Raw genomic sequence first — 20,830 nt, forward strand, 5'->3', positions numbered from 1 at the left:
CGGGCTGAAACAAAAAAGGGGGCTGACTCTCACCCGCCCCCTCGAACCGGGCTGAGTATACTCGATCATCGGCTGTTTTTATCTGGCTATGCCGCAGGCAAAACCAAGAAAATCGCGGGTTTCAGTCTTTTCCTAAAGCGAACAAACGCGACCCGCACACAGGGTAACAAAACTCCCCGGCGTCCGACACTCTGAATCTTTCCCCCTTCCGGCTACTTGAAGTCGGCGTAAGGCGTCAGCGGCTGCGGCGGCAAATCGAGATCCCCTTGCCAGCCGGCCAGGGAATAACGCAGATAAATCAGCGCGTGGCTCGGCGTATAGTCCTTCGCCTGTTGAATGTCGATGCCGGCGCCGAGCGTCCAGTGCGAACTGAGACGGCGTTCGACGATCGCCCGCAGGGTATAACCGACGCCGCTCGAGGAGCTGCCGTCCTCGACGGCGAACTTATCGGGCAACGAATCCGGGATCAGTCCCTGCAGCGGATAACGGCGCTGGCTGTCGGTTTTGGAATGGGACAGTGAAACCGAACCGCCCAGCTCCCACGACCAGTTCTCGGTGCGCTGACGGTAGTTGACCGGCAGCGACAGCGACAGATATTGCTGCGGGCTGTAATAGCCGCCCTGCCCCAGCGAATAGCCGCTCAAATCCTTCTGGTAGTGCCACAGCATGGTATTGAGCCCGACGCTCAGGCGGCGATTGTCTTCGTTGATCAGCTTGTAGTAGTAACCGGCCATCAACCGCTGCCGCTGGTTGTCCGCCACGTTCTTGCCGGTAATCTGATGCGCGCTGAGATCGGCCCAGACGCCGTTCGCCTCGCCGCGATCGTAGCTGGCGCTCAGGCTGACGCCGGTGGCGCGCACGCCGCCCCAGGTGATGCCGGTATTCGGGTCTTTGGCGCCGCCGAACGCCAGCAGCGAGCTGGAAATCGGCCGCCGCGAGGCCGCCAGCGTCCAACCAATGTGGTTCCAGTCGCCGCTGTAGGCCAGGCCGCCGGTCCAGTCGACCACCTCAAAGCCCATCGGCGTCGTGCCGATGTCGGCGGCCCAGCGATCGTTTTTCCAGCCGGCCGCCACGCTGGTGCCGGTGGTTTTCTGGTGTTCATCGCCGCGGCACCCTTGCGTGTGGCAGGTGCCGAAGGTTTCGTAGTACTTGCCGCTGCCGTCGGTCGAGAAGCGGCCGGCATCCAGCTGCACGGTGTCGGTACGCAAGAAGGCGCGCCCGTCATACAGCGGCATGTCCACCTGCAGCATGGTGTCGTGCGCGCTGAAGTCGGAAATGCCGCCGGTGCCGCTCGAACGCCAGTAATCGTGATCGAGCGTGACGTTCACGTCTTGCTGTCGATACAGATCCGCGGCGTCGGAGCGGATGCCGCGTTTCAGCCAGTCGTCGTTCGGATTATTGCGCGTCAAATAGGTGTAGCCGTCATTATCCTGCGGCAGCGTCGGCGTGATGCCGCCGGCCACCATGGCCTGGCGGTAATCCTGCTGCGCCCGCTCAGGCTGTTGCTGAGCCCGTTCCAGCCGGGCGGCGTCACGATAAACAAGCGCCTTGGTCTGCCCGGCGGGCTCCGAAGCCGCCGCCGTTTTCAGCCGGCTGAAGAGCGCGTCGGCCTGCTGCGGATCGCCGACCGCGCCCCAGGCGTTGGCGACCCGCCGTTGGCTGTTGAGCGAAGCGTCTTGCGGCTGCGGTTCGGTTTTCAGCCGCTGACGCGCCGCGTCCAGATCCCCCTGCGCCACATAGGCTTCGATCTCGCCCAGCTGCGCATCCGGGTTGTTCGGTTCACGCCGTTTCACCCGCTGATAGTCGTCCAGCGCCGCCGCATACTCCCCGCGCGCCAGCGCCCAGTCGGCGAGCAGCAAATCGATGCGGGTGTCCGCCGGCTGCCGGCGCAGATAGGCTTCCGCCGCCGCTTCGTCACCGGCGGCCCGCAGCCGTTCGGCATGCTCGATTACCGCCTGCATTTTCAGCCGCTGCGCCAGTTCGCGCATGTTGTCGTTCCATTGCGCCGCAGGCAGCGTATTGAGCTGCGCCAGCGCCTGCCTGTCGCGATCGCTGCCGGAAAGATAGAGCGCATAGGCGTAGGTCAGCTGCGGATTGGCATGTTGGCGCAGCGCCAGCTGCCGGAACAGAGCGTCCGCCTGCTGCGGCTGCCCGGCCTGACGCAGCGCCTGCGCATAGCGATAGGTCAGCCAGACGTCGTCGGGCGCCATCGGCTGGGCGCGACGATAGATTTCCGCCGCCTGCTGCCACTGCTGCTGTGCCGCCAGCGTCTCCGCCTGCTGCTTCAACATATCGAGCCGCAGTCCGTCGAGGGTGCTGCGCAGCTTGGCCTGTTGGCTGCGCGGCAGGCCGTTGAGGTAGGCCAGCGCTTTTTCCGGCGACTGGCGTTGATAGATATTCACCAGGCCGCGCAGCGCGCTGCCGTTGCCGGGATCGCGCCGCAACGCCTGCTGATAAAACCCTTCCGCCGCGGCGTCATCCTTGCTCGCCACCGCCACATCGCCCAGGCCGATAAACGCATCGCCGTCGCTGTCGTCGAGCTGGCGCGCCTGTTGATATTTCTGCCGAGCCAGCGCGAGATTGCCGGCCTTGAGCGCTTTGTCGCCCTCGTCGATCGCCAGCCAGTAGCCGGTGCTCTTGATCAGACTCTGCCATTTGCCGCTGCCGTAGCCGCTCTTGTCGGCGGCCAGCGCCTGGCGAAACAGCTTCAGCGCCTGCGGGCGGTTGCCGGCGCGCGAGTAGGCCTGGCCGAGCGCGCCCAGCACCTCGGCGTCGTTCGGCGCCGCCGCCAGCGCCTTTTGCAACTCTGGAATGGCTGCCCGGCTGCCGCCTTTATCCACCTGCGCCAGACCGCGCACCCGCGCCTGATAAGCCGGATCGGCCAACAGCTTCTGCTGTCTGGCCAGTTCTTCGCGGGCGCTGGTCGCCTGATCGCCGGTGTCGAATACGCCGAGGAAACGGTTGAGCGCCGCTACGCTCTGCGCGCTGACCGGCATCGCTTTGACCTTGTCCAGCCACAGATCGGCGGCGTCACCGCGCCCGGCCGGATCGGCGGCGATCTTCTGCAGCAGTTCAAAGGCCTGCGCGTCCTGGTTCTGACTGAACAGCATACGCGCCAGCGACATGCGCAGCGCCACATTGCCTGAATATTGCTGATCCAGCGCCTGCAGCTGCTTTAACGCCTTCGCCTCCTGCCCCGGCAAACGCGCCACCAGCCGCCAGTATTCTACCGCCAGATCGAGCGTCGGCGGCTCGCCGTGAAACAGCGCATCGTACTGCGCTTTGGCTTCCGGCAACCGGCCGGCGGTCGCCATCAGGCGCGCCTGCTGCAGCTTTTGCCGGGTTTCCGGCTGGGTCAGCAGCATGTTCATTTGCGCCTGGCGATAGGCGCTGGACTGCGGCGCGAGGGTTTTCAGCTTGTCCAACTGCTGCTGCGCCAGCGCCATGTTGCCCTGCCGCAGCGCCAAACGCATGCGCGCGGCGATCACGTCCGGGTTGTTCGGATCCATCAGCTCGAGCCGGTACAGCGACTGGCGCACCAGATCGTCCTTGTTGCCGGCCTCGCCAATGCGCACCTGTTCCAGCAGCCACTGTTCCGGGGCCACGGCCTCCGCAGCGCGCGCCTGCGGCAGCATCGCCAGGCTCAGCGGAATCAAATTCAGCCAGTTTATTTTGAAGTTGTGCATTGGCCGTCCCACGAGGGTTGCAATTCACCCTGACGATTAAAGCGATAACGTTGTTGATCCCATCCCTGACCGAACAGGGTCAGCGAGGCGCTGAAATAGGCGTCATCACCCGGCGGATGCTCGCTGATGCGCTGCCGCTGCACCGCCAGCGCTTCAGCCTGCGTCGCCAGCATCGGCAGCATAGAAGCGGAGAAACCGACCGGGCCGTCGCCGGTAGTTTTGCCGCTGGCGGTATCGGTTTTCTCCGGCGGAACGCCCTGTTTGGCAGTGAACTGCGCCATCGGCTGGAAGCGTTCAAGCAGCGCCGCCTTGTGTTCATCGTCGTCCGCCAGCATGCCGGCCCACAGATAAACCCGAATGGCGTCGTAGCTGCCGACGTTTGGCTTGACGGTGTCCGGCTGCCAACCGGCGCCGACCCGCCACACCACCCAATCCGGCGAGAAGCCGTGCGGCGCGGTGTCCAGCCACAGTCGCTGATTGATCTCGCGCATCGCACGCCATGGGCCGTTCAGCGCCGCAAAACGCGCCAACAGCTGCGGCGGCAGGTAGCTGGGATTCAGCCGCCAGCGATCTTCCGCCACGAACCCGACTTTGCCCGGCAGCAGCATCAGGCCCAGGCCGGGAATGTCGGCCACTTCCTCGCGGCCGATGCGTTGCAGCAGCAGCGTTCCCAGGGTTTGATAACGCCGGCTTTTCCACAGGCGGCCGGCTTCGAGCAGGTTGTAGGCGATCCACAGATCGGCGTCCGACGCCGAGTTGGCGTCCAGCACCTTCCACTGCTTATCGTCGCTCTCGCCCCACAGCCAGGCGGGCAAACGGGCGCTGAGATCGCCCGCCGCCAGATTGTTCTCCGTCCAGGTCAACAATAGGTCGAAGGTCGGCCGGTCGTTGGCCACCAGGGCGAAAAACAGGCCGTAACTCTGGCCCTCAGAGGTGGTGATTTTGTTCGGGCTGCTCGGGTCGATCACCCGCCCCTGCGGGCTGATGTAGAATTGCTTGTACTGTTGCCAACCCGGCCACTCGCAGGCCGCGGCGGCGCTGAAGGCGCACAGCAGCAGCATGCCGAGCGACAGGCGTTGCAGCATCGCGTTCACCGCCGTCAATCCCGATCTTCAGGCGCCAGACGACGCCGGCTGAAGGCCTTCAGGCCGCGCCACAGCATCAGCCCCAGGATCACCACCAGCACCACCGCGATCACCGCCAGCAGTACCGGATGGGTGGAAAGGGCATACCACAGCCGCTCCCACCACGGCAGGTGGCCGACATAGTAAACATCGCCGACGCGCAAGCTGTTGACCCCCGATTCGCGGATCACCGCCACCGAGCCGAACACCGCGGCGCGCTTGCCGCTGTCCAGCAGGGCATTGTTCAGCAACTCATAGCCGCGCGGGCTGTCCGCCAGCAGCGCCACGATGCTGCGCTGATCGTTGAACGGCGATTGCACGCCGATGATCGCCGACATCGCGCCCTCGGAACTGACGGTGGTCTTGCTGTCCGGCTTGGCGTCCTCCGCCAGCAATTCCGCGCTCGGCAGCGGCGGCTGTCGCGTCGGCTGCTTCACCCAGCTTTGAGTGGCGTCCACCAGCAGGCTGATTTTCTTGTCGTCGCGCAGCGCCGGCGGAATGGTGCCGACCATCAGAATATCGTCGTCACGATCCTTGGCCTGCGACCAGTCGTCGCTCAGCGTAAAGGCCAGCGCCGGGTAGCCGGTTTGCGCGCCGATCACGCCAAGCGCGTTCAGCAGCGCGCTGACCTGCGCCGGCTGCGGTTTCTGGTTCACCAACACCAGCGTTTGCGACAGATCCGCCAGGCGGCTGAACGGGAAGCCGGCGTTGGCGAAGGCGCGCAAGTCCGGCATCGCCATAAAGTGGCGATAACCGGAGAAATCGATGGTAGACGCGCCGTCGATCACCGCGTGGTTTTGCGTGAAGGAGTAGGTTTCGCAGCGCCCTTCCGCGCCGCTGGCCAGCAGCGTGGTGTAGTCAAAGTCAAAGCGCAGCTGGTTGGTGGCGCCCAGCCGCAGCGCCGGGATACTGACGTTCTTGTCGGAGTCGAGCAGCCCCTGCGTCAACGGCAGGCGCAGCAGCTGCGCGCCCTGCTCGTGTTCCGGCACCAGCGAGTAAGCCTGCACGAACTGGTTGTTCAGGCTGACGCTCAGCCGCGAACCATCCTGAATGCGCGGCGCGGTATAGCGGTATTTCAGGTGCATATCGATACCGGTGCTGCGGATCAGGAACAGGTCCGGCGGCAGGTTCATGGTCAGCGAAATCGGGCCGGGCTCGATGCCGCTGGTTTGCAGCTGTTCGGCATATTGCTGCAGCTCGGCGAAGGTCATCGGCCGATCGGTGCGCACCCAGTTCGGCGCGTCGTAAGGCTGGCGCGGCGCGAGCTGTTCCACCTTGTCCACCGTCACGTTCTGGCCGCGGAACAGGATGTTACCCTGCGCGATGCCCTTCACCGCGGTGATCAAATCGTTGTCGTCACGCCCCTGAATCAACAGCAGTTTGACGTACGGATTGTCGGGGTGGCTGATCATCTCCACCGTCGGGCCGTTGACCGCCGGATAATCGCGCAGGAAATCCGGGCGCTGCGAGTTGGTGGCGAACACCACCGCGTGCTGCGTCGGCAGCGCATTGTATAGCGTCGGGAAGGATTGCCCGCGCCACTGCGCCTTGCTGCCGAACCACGAGGCCAGAATGCCCGCCGCGCGCTGCTGGGCGAGATCAGGCTGGCCGGCGAATACCATCGGCAGCGTCAGCGGCCGATTATCGCGGCTGTCGAAGAACGGCTCAGGGAAGTGCGACAGCTCGTTTTTCACCGGCAGCGTCTGGAAACGCAGCTTCAGCGCGCTGGACTTGCTGACGTCGAGCCACAGCGAAGTGCTGGCCGGGTTTTCGCAGATGTTCTGATAATGGCCGACAAACACCAGCCTGACGCGGTTAAAATCGGTGATATAGCGCGGATCGATCGCCATTTGGATGCGATTGGGCTTGCCCAGCTGCTCTTTGGCGAGGGTGGTCACGCCCATCAGTTCGTCGTTCAGATAGACCTTGACGTGCGACTCCACCGGGATCAGCGCCGGCGACGGCGTAAACTCCATATCGAGCATCGCCTGCGAGACCACCTCATCGCTGCGCACGCCGAATTCGATCTGTCCGTCCGGCCGGGTGCCGCGCAGAACAAAGGTGCCCGGCGGCGGCGCTATCTGCGCAAACGGCAGCGATACGTCGCGCACCGGCGCATTCGGATCCTGCGGCGCGGCGGCCGGCGGTGGCGCGGTCGCCGTATCGGCCGCCGCGGCGATCGGCGGCTGAGCCGCCACGGTCGGCGCAGTGGCGGTTTCGGCCTGCGACAGGGTACTGATGCCTAAGGCCAGAGCAGTTAACCAGGTTATTTTTCGCGTCATCGTATCATCATCAATGTTGGAGCCTGTTCACCGGGCGAGTGAGCGGGCGGTTGAACTCGCAGCTAACCCACTGTTTCTTGTTGATCCAAGGTCGGATCCCTGCCGACGCCGCGCGGAATAAACGACACGACCCAGGCGGTCAGCGACGTGACCCCGACCAGCAGACCGCGCACCAGCGGCGGCGCGTAGTCCGCCATGCGCACATAGCCCCGGAAGCCCAACGCCAGCACGTCGCGCAGGCTTTCGATCGGCCGGTCTTCAGGGAACCCGTCCTGCCACAGCGCCCAGGTATCGGCGCGGGCGAAGGTGCACTGAATGAAATCGATGTGTTCACGGGTGGAGAGACTGACCAGACGCACCCCCACCTTGTTGCCGAAGGCGCGCGTCACCACACAGGGGAAGCTGTACTCCTGCTGGCCGCGCTTGAGCAGCAGCGAGGCCTTGTCGCCGTCTTTCAACGCGTTTTCCACTCGCATCTCAATGCCCACGCCGCCGTCGGAGTAATCGCGCAGCGTGCAGGGGTAGAGGTGGCCATCGGCACGCGCGATCGCCGCCGGCATGGCGATCTCCACGCGGTGCGCCTGACGCACCTGCTTGGCCTCCACCGCCACCGCCACCGCGCCGCCGAGAATGGTCATGTTGTACAGCACCCACACCAGGCTGATGATCACCGTCATCACCTCGTCCGTCGGGCCATAGGCCAGCCGCCAGGCGCCGAACGCCAGCCCGGCCAGGTTCAGGACCACCAGGAACATGTAAGGCCGGGTGATCACCCAGTCGACGTGCTCCTCCTCCACCAGCCCGCCCTTGGCGGTCACGTTGAATTTGCCCTTGTGCGGATTGAACAGCGCCACCGTCGTCGGCCGCGCGATATACCAGGCCAGCACCGTTTCATAGATTTCGCTCCAGAACGAATGGCGGTATTTCCCCTGGATGCGCGAGTTGGTCAGGCTGGCGTGGATCATGTGCGGCAGCACATAAAGCGCGATCGCCAGCGCCGGCGCGAAGATGATGTAGGCATGCAGCAGTAAAAACGCCAGCGGCGCGGTGAGGAAGATCAGCCGCGGAATGCCCGACAGAAAGTGCAGCATGGCGTTGGCGTAGCACAGGCGCTGCGCCAGTTTCAGCCCCTTGCCCAGCAGCGGGTTATCGAGCCGGAAGATCTGCACCATGCCGCGCGCCCAGCGAATGCGCTGGCCGATGTGCGCCGACAGGCTTTCGGTCGCCAGCCCGGCGGCCTGCGGAATGCGGATATAGGCCGAGGTGTGTCCGCGCCGGTGCAAGCGCAGCGAGGTGTGGGCGTCTTCGGTGACGGTTTCCACCGCGATGCCGCCGATCTCATCCAGCGCGCTGCGGCGCAGGATGGCGCAAGAGCCGCAGAAGAAGGTCGCGTCCCACATGTCGTTGCCGTCCTGCACCAGCCCGTAGAACAAGGTGCCCTCGTTGGGCGTCTGGCGGAAGCGGCCGAGGTTGCGCTCGAACGGATCCGGCGAGAAAAAGTGGTGCGGGGTCTGCAGCATCGCCAGCTTTTTGTCTTTGAAGAACCAGCCCATGGTCAGTTGCAGGAAGGAGCGCGTCGGCACGTGGTCGCAGTCGAAAATCGCCACGAACTCGCCGGTGGCCTGCTTCAGCGCATTGTTGATGTTGCCGGCCTTGGCGTGTTCGTGGGTCGGCCTGGCGATGTATTTCACCCCCACTTCGGCGGCGAACGCCCGGAATTCAGGGCGATTGCCGTCGTCGAGGATATAGATGTTCACTTTCTCTTTCGGCCAGTCGATGCCCAACGCCGCATAGATGGTGGGCTTCACCACCCCGAGATCTTCGTTGTAGGTCGGCACCATCAGATCGATGGTCGGCCAGGTGGCGCTGTCAGCGGGCAACGGCACCGGCTGGCGGTTAAGCGGCCAGACGGTCTGGAAATAGCCCAGCACCAGCACCACCCAGGCGTAGGTTTCCGCCACCAGCAGCAACAGGCCGCACACCAGGCTGAGCGGGTCGTCCCAGTTCAGCGTGGCGGTATAACGCCACCACAGGTAACGACAGGAAACGGTCAGCGACAGCACGATCAGCATCAGCGCAGGCAAACGCCCCGGCACCCGGCGCACCACCATCGCGATCCCCCACAGCAGCACGACGAACACGAACTGCGCCGACAGATCGAACGGTTGCGAGATGCACAGCATGGCGAGGATCGCCGCCAACACGCCGACCAGAATAAACAGCGCGCGTCGCATGCCGCGGTTCATGCGGCCGAGGCGCTCTACCGAACGCTGTTCCACGCCGGCGTTTTTCAGCCGTTGCGGCAGGCTCTGCAGCCAATCGGCGTAGCGCTTCTGCAGCCGCCGCCACCCGGCGAAATAGTCGCGCGGCACCGGCGCGCGGCCGCTGCGAAACAGCAGCAGCCACAGACCCTGCAGCAGATAGCGCAGCGCATCCGCCGGGCGCGGGCGTTCGGCGGACAGATGCGGGAACCAGTAAGCGCGGCCGACGCGCACGCGCTGCCAGGCCGGTGACTCGAAGCGCAGCAGCATCCACCCCAGCGCCACCAGCAGCGTGGCAAAAAAGGCGGTCAGCGCCGACGCGCCGTTGCGGCGATAGCCGCGGTAGCGCGCCTGTACCGCCTGACGCACCGGCGGCACCAGCAGCAGGCTCAGTACCCGGCTCATGGCGCAACGCCCCGTTTGAGGTTGATCAGGCACCAGTTGGCCAGCGTCAGCACTTCATCCGCCGCCAGGCTCTCGGGGCGATACTCGCCCAACGGTTGTTTGACCGCCAGCGCTTCCGCCAACGCTTCGTCGCGGTGGATCACCACCGGCAGCAGGCCGCTCAGGGTTTGCAGCCACAGCTGATGCAGATCCTGCTGCAGCTGGCTGGCGGAGGAGTAGTGATTGACCAGGAAACGGCAGTCGTTCGGCAGCGTCTGTTGATGGAGCCGCACCTGACAGTTGGCGTCGGGGTTCAACAGCACGAACACGCTGTCGGCAAGCTGCAGCGCCTGCTGCGCCAACACGCCGTCCCCGACCGGGACATCCAGCAGGATCCAGCGCTGCGGATCGCCGGCGATCAGTTGGCGCAGGTTGTCGCGCCAACGCTCCGGCTGTTGACGACACTGGCGCTGCACTTCCAGCCTTTCCGCCCCATTCAGGCGGCCAAAAGGCAGAAAGTCGAGGTTTTCACAATAACGCAGCGCACCTTCCTGCCAAGCGCCGCCATCCTGCTCTGCGCGGGCCCAGCCGCGCGCCAGCTCGAACGGCGTGTTGAAATGCAAGCGCAGCAGATTATCCGGCGTGAAGTCGATCGCCAGCACCGACTCGCCCAGCTGCTGCAACGCCCAGGCGAGCGCCGCCGTGACCGAGGTCGTCCCCATTCCACCCCGCAACCCTTGCAGCGCGAGCACCGGCATAGATCAGTGGCTCCCCGTGGTCTGCGCCAATTCGGCCAACAGTGGCCAGCGCGTCATCATTTGCGTTAACCGCTCCTGCCGTGAAATATCGACATAGCGTAATTTCGGCAATGAAAAAGCCTGGCTGAGCGCCTGCAGGTCATCCTGGCTCTCCCCAGGCGCCGCTGCACGAAAATGGATGGATGCGTTATTCATTCTTCCGCCTTGGCGAAAATAGGCTATGTTAATTAACTATAGCAACGATACAAAAAGAGAGAGGCAATAAGATGATTCTCAACAAATATTGTTGAAGAGCGTCGGAGATTTATTATTGCCAGCGTAAAAATGGCTATCTTTAAATATAAACGCCTTTAGTCGGCTTTCAACGAAAGTAGAACACATCCTATGGCGCACTCTTTTTCTCTAGGCATTCGGCAGATTTGGGAAGAGCTGTCGGTGATGCAGGCCCCCGGGCTTTATTGGATCAATATCGACAGGCAAAGCGACGCCGCACTGCTGTGTCGCCAGGCCATCGCCGCTCAACCGGCCACCCACAAAGTCGCCCTGATCTGCAGCGGAGACAAACCCGAGCGCCTGCTGGCCGAGCTGGCTGCGCCCGCGTTGCAGAAGCTGCCGCTGTATCAATTACCGGAGAAAAAAGCTGCGCTGACACAGTTGAACGACGATCTGATGCGCGCCCTGAGGCCGCAAAATCGCTTACTTATCCTGCTGGCCCACGCCAGCCTGTGGCAAACCTTCACCACTGAAGAGCTGCGCGAGTGGACGCGCACCCTCGCCGCCTGGCTGCGGCGGCAGGACTGTACGCTGTTGATCCTCAGCCACGGCGGCGGCATCAATAAGCTCAAAGGGCAGCTCAGCGCACAGCACCGCATCCTGAACGGCCTGTCCAGCCTGCAATGGCAGCAGGACAGCGCGCAATACCTGGTGAACTGGTGGAGCACCGAAAACGGCATCAACGCCAATCAGCTGCTGACCTTGTATGCGGCGGAAGGTGGCTGGCAGGGCGAGGATGAAAATAGCCAACCCTCCCCCACCGCCTTGCGCAGCGACGAAAGCCAGTATCTGGCCGAGCGCAGCATCCTCGAAGGCGCGCCGCCGCTGTCCGCCAACTGGCAGCTGCTGGAGAGCAACGATGAACTGGCGCAGCACGGTATGCTGAGACTCTCGGCGACGTTGATTTTCGCGTTGTATCAAAGCGACCAAATCGATCATCTGGCGCACCAGATCCACACCCTGCGCCGCAGCCGCGGCAACGGCCTGAAAATCGCGGTGCGCGAGATGAGCGCCAGCCTGCGCTACAGCGACGAACGGCTGCTGCTGGCCTGCGGCGCCAACCTGATCGTGCCACACGTCGCGCCGCTGTCGCGTTTTCTGACCATGCTCGAGGGCATCCAGGGGCAACGCTTCTCACGGCATGTGCCCGCCGACATCGATGCGCTGCTGGCCGGGCTGCGTCCGCTGCAGCTCAAAGGCTACATGCGGCCGGAAGCGTTCAGCCAGGCGGTGCTTTCGCTGATGGGCAACACGCTGCTGCCCGAGGATGGCAAAGGCGTGATGGTGGCGCTGCGCCCGGCCACCGGTCTGCGCGCCGAACAGGCGATGACCCTGTGCCACCTGCGGCGGTTCGGCGACGTGATGACCGTGGTGCAGGGGCGGCTGGTGCTGTTCCTTTCCACCTGCCGCATCAACGATCTGGATACCGCGCTGAAGTTCATCTTCCGCCTGCCGGTGGATGAAGCCTTCAGCAACCGGGTGGTGTGGCACCAGGACGTCGATATCATTTCGGAAATCAAACGCATGGCCCAGGGGCGCTGGCAGATTTCGGCCACCGGCACCGCCGGTGCCGCGCCGCGCCCCCGCGTGGCGGCGGCCGAGGTGCCCGCGGAACGGCGGCAGCCGGTCGCCTTCACGCTGCCGCTTGGCCCGCAGGAGGAACCGCATGCTGAACCTTAACGACATCGTGCAACTGATCCTGCTGTGCGCGCTGATCTTCATTCCGCTGGGCTACGCCTTTCACCGGCGTTTTCCGCATTTGCGTCAATACTGGCAAAACCTGTTGTTATCGCCGCGCTATTTGAAATCCGCCGGTTTATGGGTGCGCACAGGCTCCTCATCTCAGATTAAACGTAAGAAGCAGCCATGAATCCAAACTCGAAGACGCAATCCGATAACGCTCTGTGGCGCTACTGGCGCGGGCTGGGCGGCTGGAACCTCTACTTTCTGGCCAAATTCGCCCTGCTGTGGTTCGGCTACCTGAATTTCCACGCGCTGCCGAACCTGGTGTTCATGGCATTTCTGCTGATGCCGATCCCTTCGCAACGCCTGCATCGCTGGCGCCATTACCTCGCTATCCCGATCGGCATCGTGCTGTTCTACCACGACACCTGGCTGCCGGGCATCAACAGCATCCTCAGCCAGGGCTCGCAGCTGGCCGGTTTCAGCGCCCAGTATCTGTTGGAGCTGATCAACCGCTTTATCAACTGGCAGATGATCGGCGCGGCCTTCGTGCTGTTTATCGCCTATCTGTTCGTCGCACAGTGGGTGCGCGTCACGGTGTTCACCGTGGCGGCGCTGGCGTGGCTCAATATCGTCAACATCGCCGGGCCGGCGGTTTCACTGCTGCCCGCCACTTCCACGGCTGCCGCCGGCGGCGCCAATACCCCGGCCACATCAGCGCCGGCGGCGGGGGGCGCTGCGCCGGCAGACAGCCTGCCGCCGACCAGCGCCAACCTGACGGCCTACCTGAACCAGTTCTACGAGCGGGAAAAAGGCCGCGCCACCGCGTTCCCGGCCACTTTGCCCGCCGACGCCCAACCGTTCGATCTGCTGGTGATCAACATCTGTTCGCTGGCCTGGGCCGATATGGAGGCGGTCAACCTGCAGAATCATCCGCTGTGGTCGAAGATGGACATCATGTTCGACAGCTTCAACTCGGCCACCGCCTACAGCGGCCCGGCCTCGATACGGTTGCTGCGCGCCAGCTGCGGCCAGCTTTCGCATCATGATTTGTACCAGCCGGTGAACCAGCAGTGTTACCTGTTCGACAACCTGGCGAAGCTCGGCTTCAAGCAACAGCTGATGCTCGATCACTCCGGAGTGTTCGGCAACTACCTGAAAGAGCTGCGTGAACAGGGCGACATGCAGGCGCCGTTAATGTCGCAGGCCGGCATCGGCAACGAGCTGACGTCGTTCGACGGTGAGCCGATTTATAACGATCTGGAATTGCTGACCCGCTGGCTGGATCAGCAGCAAAAAGCCGGAGACGCCCGCACCGCCACCTTCCTCAACGTCATCCCGCTGCACGACGGCAACCGCTTCGTCGGCTCCAACAAAAGCGCCGACTATCAGCCGCGCGCGCAGAAGCTGTTCGATCAGCTGAACACCTTCCTCGATCAGCTGGAAAAATCCGGCCGCAAAGTGGTGGTGGTGATCGTGCCGGAGCACGGCGCGGCGTTGGTGGGTGACAAGATGCAGATGTCCGGCCTGCGCGACATCCCGAGCCCGAACATTACCCATACGCCGGTCGGCATCAAACTGGTGGGCATGAAGGCGCCGCATCAGGGCGGCCCGCTGCAGATCAAAACGCCGAGCAGCTATCTGGCGCTGTCTGAACTGGTGTCGCGCCTGGTGGACGGCAAGGTCTTCAGCGAATCCAGCGTCGATTGGCAGACACTGACACAGGGGCTGCCGCAGACCCCGGTCATCTCTGAAAACGACAACGCCATCGTGATACAATATCAGGGGAAACCTTACATTCGCCTGAACGGCGGCGACTGGGTGCCTTATCCGCAATAAGCGCGGCCTCATCAACCTAAAGCGCGCCGCCGGCGCGCTTTTTTATTAGGGCTTTTATAATAGATATAGCGAAGCTTATCGGCCAACCTCACGTTATTAATAACAATTCGTTAAATTCAATTATTCGACAACCATTAACATACGAAGATTCTTAGAAAAATAACTCTTATAAGAATTTAATTAGTGAGGTAATTAAAATGGCGGACTGTGGTAGTTTTCTAATTATTAACCCTTTGATTGAGTAATAAAAAACGCCGGCGTGATGCCGGCGTGAATTTAAGCGATGACGTTCGACGCTTTACGCCCCCGGATGTTCGTCCTGATCGACCGCAAAGCAGGCCACCATCTGCTCACCGTACTGTTTGAGCTGCGGCTGCAGCTGCACGCAGGTGCCGAAAGCGCGGCGGCAGCGGGCATTGAACGCACAGCCCGGCGGCGGATTCATCGGGCTGGGCAGTTCGCCGGTCAGCTTGATACGCTCGCGGCGCATATCCGGGTTCAACCGCGGCGTCGCCGACAGCAGCGCCTGGGTGTACGGATGACGCGGGTTGTTGAAGATCGCCTCTTTGCTGCCCTTTTCCACGCAGCGGCCGAGGTACATCACCATCACCTCGTCGGCGATGTGTTCCACCACCGACAGATCGTGCGAGATGAACACATAGGACAGCCCCAGCTCCTGCTGCAGATCCATCATCAGGTTCAGCACCTGAGCGCGCACCGACACGTCCAATGCCGACACCGGTTCATCGGCGATCACCACGTCCGGATTCAACATCAGCCCGCGGGCGATGGCGATACGCTGGCGCTGGCCGCCGGAGAACATGTGCGGGTAGCGGTCGTAATGCTCGGTCTTCAGGCCGACCTTCGCCATCATCTCCAGCGCTTTTTCCCGCCGTTCGGCGGCGCTGAACGACGTGTTGATCAACAGCGGCTCCTCGAGGATCTGCCCGACCTTCTTGCGGGGGTTGAGCGATCCGTAAGGATTCTGGAACACGATTTGGATCTTCTGCCGCCGCAGCTTCTCGGCCGAGACGTCCGGCTTCAGCAGATCCTGCCCCTGGTAATACAACTCGCCGCCGGTCGGCACTTCAATCATCGTCAGCAGGCGGCCGAGCGTTGATTTGCCGCAGCCCGACTCACCGACCACCGCCAGCGTTTTGCCGCGCTCCAGGGTGAAGGACACGCCGTCGAGCGCCTTGACCAGCCGCTCCGGCGCGAACAGACCCTTTTTCACCGGGTAATGCTTCTTCAGGTCAATCGCCTGCAATAAAGGTTGATTCTGGCTCATACGGTCGGCCTCCCCGCATCATCCAGCGGTGTGTGACATTTAACCTGACGGCCGGGAATGCTGCGCAGTTCCGGCTCCTCGTTACGGCAGCGCTCGTTGGCGTACGGACAACGCGGGTTGAGCAGGCAACCGGTCGGGCGATCGTATTTGCCCGGCACCACGCCCGGCAGCGAAGCCAGCCGCGCCTTGTCGGCGGCGAACTCCGGCAGCGCGCGCAGCAGCGCCTGAGTGTACGGGTGGCGCGGCGCGCGGAAAATCTCCGCCGCCTTGCCGGATTCCACCACCTGGCCGGCGTACATCACGATGATGTGATGCGCCGCTTCCGCCACCAGCGCCAGATCGTGAGTGATCAGCAGCAGCGCCATGTTTTCGCGCTGTTGCAGGTCCAGCAGCAGTTCGATGATCTGCGCCTGGATAGTCACGTCGAGCGCGGTCGTCGGCTCGTCGGCGATCAGCAGCTTCGGCCGACAGGCGATGGCCATGGCGATCATCACGCGCTGGCTCATGCCGCCGGAAAGCTGGTGCGGGTATACGTCCAGCCGCGAAGCCGGATCGGGGATGCCCACCTGGGTCAGCAGGTCGATAGCGCGCTGGCGGCGAGTGCGGCGATTGCCGCCCTGATGCACCTTCAGCGCCTCCATGATTTGGTAACCGACGGTATAGCACGGGTTCAGGCTGGTCATCGGATCCTGGAAGATCATCGCCACTTCGGAGCCCACCAGCTGGCGGCGCTCTTTTTCGGAGATCTTGCGCAGATCCTGGCCGTTGAACTCCAGCTTGTCGGCCATCACCTTGCCGGGGAAATCGATCAGGCCCATGATCGCCAGCGAGCTGACGGATTTGCCGGAGCCGGATTCACCGACGATGCCGACCACCTGACCTTGCTCCACGCTGTAACTGATGCGGTCTACCGCGCGGAACGGGGTGCCTTCGTCACCGAAGTGCACCGAAAGCTTGTCTACATTCAATAACGCCATCTCTCTCGTCCTCTGTTACTGCTTGAGTTTGGGGTCGAGAGCGTCACGCAAACCGTCCCCCATCAGGTTGAATGCCAGCACCGTCAGCAGGATCGCCACGCCGGGGAAGGTCACCACCCACCAGGCGCTTTGCGCGAACTGCAGCACGTCGGAGAGCATGGTGCCCCACTCCGGCGTCGGCGGCTGCGCGCCCATGCCCAGAAAGCCGAGAGCGGCCATATCCAGAATGGCGTTCGAGAAACCGAGAGAAGCCTGCACGATCAAAGGCGCCAGGCAGTTAGGCAGAATATTGACGAACATCTGGCGCAGCGCGCCGGCGCCCGCCACCCGCGAAGCGGTGACGTAGTCGCGGTTGACCTCCACCAGCACCGCCGCGCGCGTCAGACGCACATAGTGCGGCAGGGCGACGAAGGTCAGCGCCAGCGAGGCGTTGACGATCGACGGCCCGAATACCGCCACCAGCACCAGCGCCAGCAACAGGCTCGGCAAAGCCAGCATGATGTCGACGACGCGCATGATAATCGCGTCCACCACGCCGCCGAAATAACCGGCCAGCAGGCCGAATATCACGCCCATGATCAGCGACAGCACCACCACCAGGCAGCCGACCAACAGCGACAGCCGTGCGCCGTACATCAGGCGCGACAGCACGTCGCGGCCCACGTCGTCGGTGCCGAGGATATATTGCCAGCTGCCGCCTTCTTGCCACACCGGCGGCTTGAGCAGCGCGTCGCGGAACTGGTCCGCCGGCGCATGCGGCGCCAGCACGCCGGCGCCGAGCGCTATCACCAGCATCAGAACGATATACACCAGGCCGACCACGGCCCCTTTATTGCGCTTGAAATAGTGCCAAAACTCCTGAAACGGGGTCATCGGCTTCGGCGCACCTTTAACTGCAGACTCAGTGATTTGAGACATGAGAGCGCCCCTTATTTCTTGTGGCGAATACGCGGGTTGACCACGCCGTAGAGCACGTCTACCAGCAGGTTAACCAGAATGATCATACAGGCGACCAGCAACACCCCGCCCTGCACCACCGGGTAATCGCGGCGCTGCAGCGCGTCGATCAGCCAGCGGCCCAGCCCCGGCCAGGAGAAGATGGTTTCGGTCAGAATGGCGCCGGCCAGCATGGTGCCGACCTGCAGCCCGATCACCGTCACCACCGGCAGCAGCGCGTTGCGCAGCGCGTGGACGACGATCACTCGCATGCGGCTCACGCCCTTGGCGCGCGCGGTGCGGATATAGTCTTCGCCCAACACTTCAAGCATCGAGGAACGGGTCATGCGCACGATCACCGCCAGCGGGATGGTGCCCAGTACGATGGCCGGCAGGATCATGTGCATCACCGCGTCGACGAAGTCGCCCGGCTCGCCCCAGATCAGGGTGTCTATCAGCATGAAGCCGGTCAGCGGCTGGCTGTCGTCGAGGAATACCGTGTCGCTGATGCGCCCCGACACCGGCGTCAGGTTAAGCTGCACCGACACCAGCATGATCAGCATCATGCCCCACCAGAAAATCGGCATCGAATAGCCGGTCAGCGAGATGCCCACCGCGGTGTGGTCGAAGATCGAGCCGCGTTTGACCGCCGCCAGCACCCCGACCGGGATGCCCACCAGCACCGCGAAGATCATCGCGCAAATGCCCAGCTCCAGCGTAGCCTGAAAGCGCGGAACGAACTCGCTCCAGACGGAGATGCGGCTTTTAAGCGAGGTGCCCAGATCGCCGTGCAGCACGTTGGACACGTAGGAGAAATATTGTTGATAGAGCGGCTTGTCCAGCCCCATTTCCGCCATCAGCTGCGCGTGGCGCTCGGCGGAGATACCGCGTTCCCCGGCCATGATGGTCACCGGGTCGCCGGGGATCATATGGACGAATGCAAAAGTCAGCAATGTAATGCCGATAAACGTTGGGATAACTAACCCCAAACGTCGGAGTATGAACTGCAACATATCCCGAACTCTCTGTATCAATGCCCGGCAGCTCATCGTCCGCCAGGCTTATTAACGCTCACATGCCTTTGAACGATTCGACGGCCATACGCCGGAGACTGGTCAGCAGGGGCGCAAACCTGTTGCGCCCCTGCAAGTCCATTCGTGCGTCTCCGGTAAAGCGGTCGAAATCAGTCTACAGAGACATTCTCGAAGTGATGCTTACCGAGCGGATCCACGACGTAGCCTTTCACTTCCTTACGCACAGGCTCGTACACGGTGGAGTGTGCGACAATCAGCGCCGGAGCCTGATCGTGCATCACCACCTGCGCCTGCTTGTACAGTTCGATGCGCTTGTCGTGGTTGGATTCGGCGCGCGCCGGTTGAATCAGATCTTCAAACGGCTTGTAGCACCAGCGGGAGTAGTTGGAGCCGTCTTTCGCCGCCGCGCAGCTGAACAGCGTGGCGAAGAAGTTGTCCGGATCCCCGTTGTCGCCGGTCCAGCCCATCATCACCGTCTGGTGCTCGCCCGCTTTGGCGCGCTTGAGGTATTCACCCCACTCATAAGTGACGATTTTGGCTTTCACGCCGATCTTGGCCCAGTCGGCCTGGATCATTTCCGCCATGCGGCGCGCGTTCGGGTTGTATGGACGTTGCACCGGCATTGCCCACATGTCGATGCTGAAACCGTCGGCCATGCCCGCTTCTTTCAGCAGCTCTTTCGCCTTGGCCGGATCGTAAGCGTAATCCTGCACCGCGTCGTTATAGCCCCACATGGTCGGCGGGATCAGGTTCTTGGCCGCCTGACCCGCGCCCTGATAAACCGCGTCGATGATCGCCTGCTTGTTGACCGCCATGGTCAACGCCTGGCGCACCTTCACGTTATCCAGCGGTTTTTTCTCGGTGTTGAACGACAGATAGCCCACGTTCAGCCCCGGTTTCTCCAGCAGGTTGATGGCTTTGTCTTGTTTCATGCGGGCGATGTCGGCCGGATTCGGGTACGGCATTACCTGGCATTCGTTTTTCTGCAGTTTGGCGTAGCGCACGGAGGCGTCAGGCGTGATGGAAAACACCAGGCGATCGATCTTCGGCTTGGTGCCCCAGAAACCGTCGAACGCCTTGTACAGGATCTTGGAGTCTTTCTGGTATTGCAGCAGCTGGAATGGGCCGGTGCCGATCGGGTTCAGATCGACTTTCTCCGGCGTGCCGGCTTTCATCATCACGTCAGCGTATTCGGCGGACAGAATGGACGCGAAGTCCATGCCCAGGTCAGCCAGGAACGGCGCCTCCGGGCGGTTCAGCACGAAGCGCACGGTGTTGTCGTCCACTTTTTCGATCTTGGCGATCAGCTTCGGCATGTCCATGCCTTCAAAGTATTCGTAACTGCCGCCGGACACTTTGTGATAGGCGTTGTTCGCATCCAACTGGCGTTCAAAGGAGAACACCACGTCGTCGGCGTTGAAATCGCGCGTCGGTTTGAAGTCTTTGCTGCTCTGCCACTTCACGCCTTTGCGCAGGTGGAAGGTGTAGGTTTTGCCGTCTTCGCTGACGTCCCACTTCTCAGCCAGGCCCGGCTGCAGCTCGGTGGTGCCGGTCTTGAATTCGACCAGCCGGTTGTAGATCGGTACCGAGCTGGCGTCATAGGTGGTGCCGGAGGTAAACAGCTGCGGGTTGAACCCTTCCGGGGAACCTTCAGAACAGTAAACCAACGTCTTGGCCTGTACGCTGGCCGCCACGGTCAGCGCGATCAGCCCAATACCGAATTTCAGAATCCCCGATTTACCCAAGGAACGTGTCATCGTTAGTGCTCCATTGTGTGATGTGATGTGTGTAATTGCCGCCAGACCTGTATTTTTTATTGCGTGGCCTGTGCGATCGGCGCCCGAAGGCAGAAGGCGTACGAGGAGAGAATGCCGGATGGAACGCATCGCGGCGGGGACGTCTGAGCGCGTGGAATTCACTCAAACAACTCTCGCTCTTACCCCTGAGGCTATCAAGTTGCCAACTGTTTGGGGTGTCGTCAATATAACCAGTGGGGATTTACGCAGACTGTGAGAAACAGCAAACAAACATAAAAAAAACCTTTTGTTAACAGTTCCAGCATGAAAATTTATGCTAAGCGGCCATTTTTAGCGCATTGGTCTGACCCTCACAAACTTACTGGTTTTTAACTCCGTTAAAAAACGCCAAAACTTTGTTGCTGAATGATGAATATCTGAACGGTTATTTTTGTGATCGCCGTTAAAGACAGGAGGAAATGCTGAAGGATTACCCAAAAGGGTGAGTCCGATGAGCGCGTTTTGCTCGGGGCAGAGCCACAATCTGTGCGGCGTAAAAAAACTTTCGG

The 20,830-nt window shown here is 62.3% G+C and carries 14 protein-coding genes; 3 read left to right on the plus strand and 11 right to left on the minus strand.

What is annotated here, in order from left to right:
- Positions 1–212 precede the first annotated feature (212 nt).
- The 6 genes from bcsC to bcsR form a co-directional block, all read right to left on the minus strand.
- Positions 213–3,686 (minus strand): cellulose synthase complex outer membrane protein BcsC, encoded by a 3,474-nt coding sequence (gene bcsC / locus ACTJJ6_RS13505; protein ID WP_440804254.1) that lies wholly within the window; start codon positions 3,684–3,686, stop codon positions 213–215.
- Positions 3,668–4,780 carry a cellulose synthase complex periplasmic endoglucanase BcsZ gene (gene bcsZ, locus ACTJJ6_RS13510; protein WP_143778394.1) on the minus strand — a complete coding sequence of 371 codons (1,113 nt, stop codon included), beginning with the start codon at positions 4,778–4,780 and terminating at the stop codon, positions 3,668–3,670. Before bcsZ ends, bcsC begins: the two co-directional genes overlap by 19 nt.
- A 5-nt stretch (positions 4,781–4,785) precedes the next feature.
- Positions 4,786–7,092, minus strand: a complete 2,307-nt coding sequence (gene bcsB, locus ACTJJ6_RS13515) for a cellulose biosynthesis cyclic di-GMP-binding regulatory protein BcsB (RefSeq protein ID WP_048796355.1) — start codon at positions 7,090–7,092, stop codon at positions 4,786–4,788.
- A gap of 62 nt (positions 7,093–7,154) precedes the next feature.
- Positions 7,155–9,758, minus strand: a complete 2,604-nt coding sequence (gene bcsA, locus ACTJJ6_RS13520; RefSeq protein ID WP_143778377.1) for a UDP-forming cellulose synthase catalytic subunit — start codon at positions 9,756–9,758, stop codon at positions 7,155–7,157.
- A complete protein-coding gene (gene bcsQ / locus ACTJJ6_RS13525) occupies positions 9,755–10,495 on the minus strand; it encodes a cellulose biosynthesis protein BcsQ (RefSeq protein WP_028127819.1) in 741 nt (246 codons plus the stop codon). The genes bcsA and bcsQ overlap by 4 nt, the downstream gene beginning before the upstream one ends.
- Positions 10,496–10,498: 3 nt before the next feature.
- Positions 10,499–10,690 carry a cellulose biosynthesis protein BcsR gene (bcsR, locus tag ACTJJ6_RS13530; protein ID WP_016929521.1) on the minus strand — a complete coding sequence of 64 codons (192 nt, stop codon included), beginning with the start codon at positions 10,688–10,690 and terminating at the stop codon, positions 10,499–10,501.
- A 189-nt stretch (positions 10,691–10,879) separates the two neighbouring features.
- Here bcsR and bcsE point away from each other — a divergent pair, with 189 nt between their 5' ends.
- The 3 genes from bcsE to bcsG are packed head-to-tail and all read left to right on the plus strand — an operon-like array spanning position 10,880 to position 14,290.
- Positions 10,880–12,448 (plus strand): cellulose biosynthesis protein BcsE, encoded by a 1,569-nt coding sequence (bcsE, locus tag ACTJJ6_RS13535; protein ID WP_193843191.1) that lies wholly within the window; start codon positions 10,880–10,882, stop codon positions 12,446–12,448.
- On the plus strand, positions 12,435–12,638 hold the full coding sequence (gene bcsF, locus ACTJJ6_RS13540; RefSeq protein WP_004934139.1) for a cellulose biosynthesis protein BcsF: 204 nt from the start codon (positions 12,435–12,437) through the stop codon (positions 12,636–12,638). The genes bcsE and bcsF overlap by 14 nt, the downstream gene beginning before the upstream one ends.
- Positions 12,635–14,290: a cellulose biosynthesis protein BcsG gene (gene bcsG, locus ACTJJ6_RS13545; RefSeq protein WP_440804138.1), complete on the plus strand. Its 1,656-nt coding sequence runs from the start codon at positions 12,635–12,637 to the stop codon at positions 14,288–14,290. Before bcsF ends, bcsG begins: the two co-directional genes overlap by 4 nt.
- 298 nt (positions 14,291–14,588) lie before the next feature.
- Here the strand turns inward: bcsG and dppF are convergent, their stop codons facing one another.
- From dppF to dppA, 5 genes are all read right to left on the minus strand, one after another.
- Positions 14,589–15,578 carry a dipeptide ABC transporter ATP-binding subunit DppF gene (dppF, locus tag ACTJJ6_RS13550; protein ID WP_016929525.1) on the minus strand — a complete coding sequence of 330 codons (990 nt, stop codon included), beginning with the start codon at positions 15,576–15,578 and terminating at the stop codon, positions 14,589–14,591.
- The gene (dppD, locus tag ACTJJ6_RS13555; RefSeq protein WP_004934132.1) at positions 15,575–16,555 is read right to left on the minus strand and encodes a dipeptide ABC transporter ATP-binding protein; all 981 of its coding nucleotides are present in this window, start codon (positions 16,553–16,555) and stop codon (positions 15,575–15,577) included. The genes dppF and dppD overlap by 4 nt, the downstream gene beginning before the upstream one ends.
- A gap of 15 nt (positions 16,556–16,570) precedes the next feature.
- On the minus strand, positions 16,571–17,473 hold the full coding sequence (gene dppC, locus ACTJJ6_RS13560; protein WP_025304838.1) for a dipeptide ABC transporter permease DppC: 903 nt from the start codon (positions 17,471–17,473) through the stop codon (positions 16,571–16,573).
- A gap of 11 nt (positions 17,474–17,484) precedes the next feature.
- Positions 17,485–18,504, minus strand: a complete 1,020-nt coding sequence (dppB, locus tag ACTJJ6_RS13565) for a dipeptide ABC transporter permease DppB (protein ID WP_033634229.1) — start codon at positions 18,502–18,504, stop codon at positions 17,485–17,487.
- 170 nt (positions 18,505–18,674) lie between these two features.
- The gene (dppA, locus tag ACTJJ6_RS13570; protein ID WP_033639032.1) at positions 18,675–20,282 is read right to left on the minus strand and encodes a dipeptide ABC transporter periplasmic-binding protein DppA; all 1,608 of its coding nucleotides are present in this window, start codon (positions 20,280–20,282) and stop codon (positions 18,675–18,677) included.
- Between the last annotated feature and the right edge of the window lie 548 nt (positions 20,283–20,830).

The organism is Serratia sp. 22278 (genome assembly GCF_052045405.1).
Taxonomy (GTDB): domain Bacteria; phylum Pseudomonadota; class Gammaproteobacteria; order Enterobacterales; family Enterobacteriaceae; genus Serratia; species Serratia marcescens.

Excerpts from the sequence above, each read along its gene's own strand:
- bcsB (WP_048796355.1), bottom strand. The coding sequence starts at position 7,092 with ATGACGCGAAAAATAACCTGGTTAACTGCTCTGGCCTTAGGCATCAGT.
- dppA (WP_033639032.1), bottom strand. The coding sequence starts at position 20,282 with ATGACACGTTCCTTGGGTAAATCGGGGATTCTGAAATTCGGTATTGGG.
- bcsG (WP_440804138.1), top strand. The coding sequence starts at position 12,635 with ATGAATCCAAACTCGAAGACGCAATCCGATAACGCTCTGTGGCGCTAC.
- bcsC (WP_440804254.1), bottom strand. The coding sequence starts at position 3,686 with ATGCACAACTTCAAAATAAACTGGCTGAATTTGATTCCGCTGAGCCTG.
- bcsE (WP_193843191.1), top strand. The coding sequence starts at position 10,880 with ATGGCGCACTCTTTTTCTCTAGGCATTCGGCAGATTTGGGAAGAGCTG.
- dppD (WP_004934132.1), bottom strand. The coding sequence starts at position 16,555 with ATGGCGTTATTGAATGTAGACAAGCTTTCGGTGCACTTCGGTGACGAA.
- bcsF (WP_004934139.1), top strand. The coding sequence starts at position 12,435 with ATGCTGAACCTTAACGACATCGTGCAACTGATCCTGCTGTGCGCGCTG.
- dppB (WP_033634229.1), bottom strand. The coding sequence starts at position 18,504 with ATGTTGCAGTTCATACTCCGACGTTTGGGGTTAGTTATCCCAACGTTT.
- bcsQ (WP_028127819.1), bottom strand. The coding sequence starts at position 10,495 with ATGCCGGTGCTCGCGCTGCAAGGGTTGCGGGGTGGAATGGGGACGACC.
- dppF (WP_016929525.1), bottom strand. The coding sequence starts at position 15,578 with ATGAGCCAGAATCAACCTTTATTGCAGGCGATTGACCTGAAGAAGCAT.
- bcsA (WP_143778377.1), bottom strand. The coding sequence starts at position 9,758 with ATGAGCCGGGTACTGAGCCTGCTGCTGGTGCCGCCGGTGCGTCAGGCG.
- bcsR (WP_016929521.1), bottom strand. The coding sequence starts at position 10,690 with ATGAATAACGCATCCATCCATTTTCGTGCAGCGGCGCCTGGGGAGAGC.
- dppC (WP_025304838.1), bottom strand. The coding sequence starts at position 17,473 with ATGTCTCAAATCACTGAGTCTGCAGTTAAAGGTGCGCCGAAGCCGATG.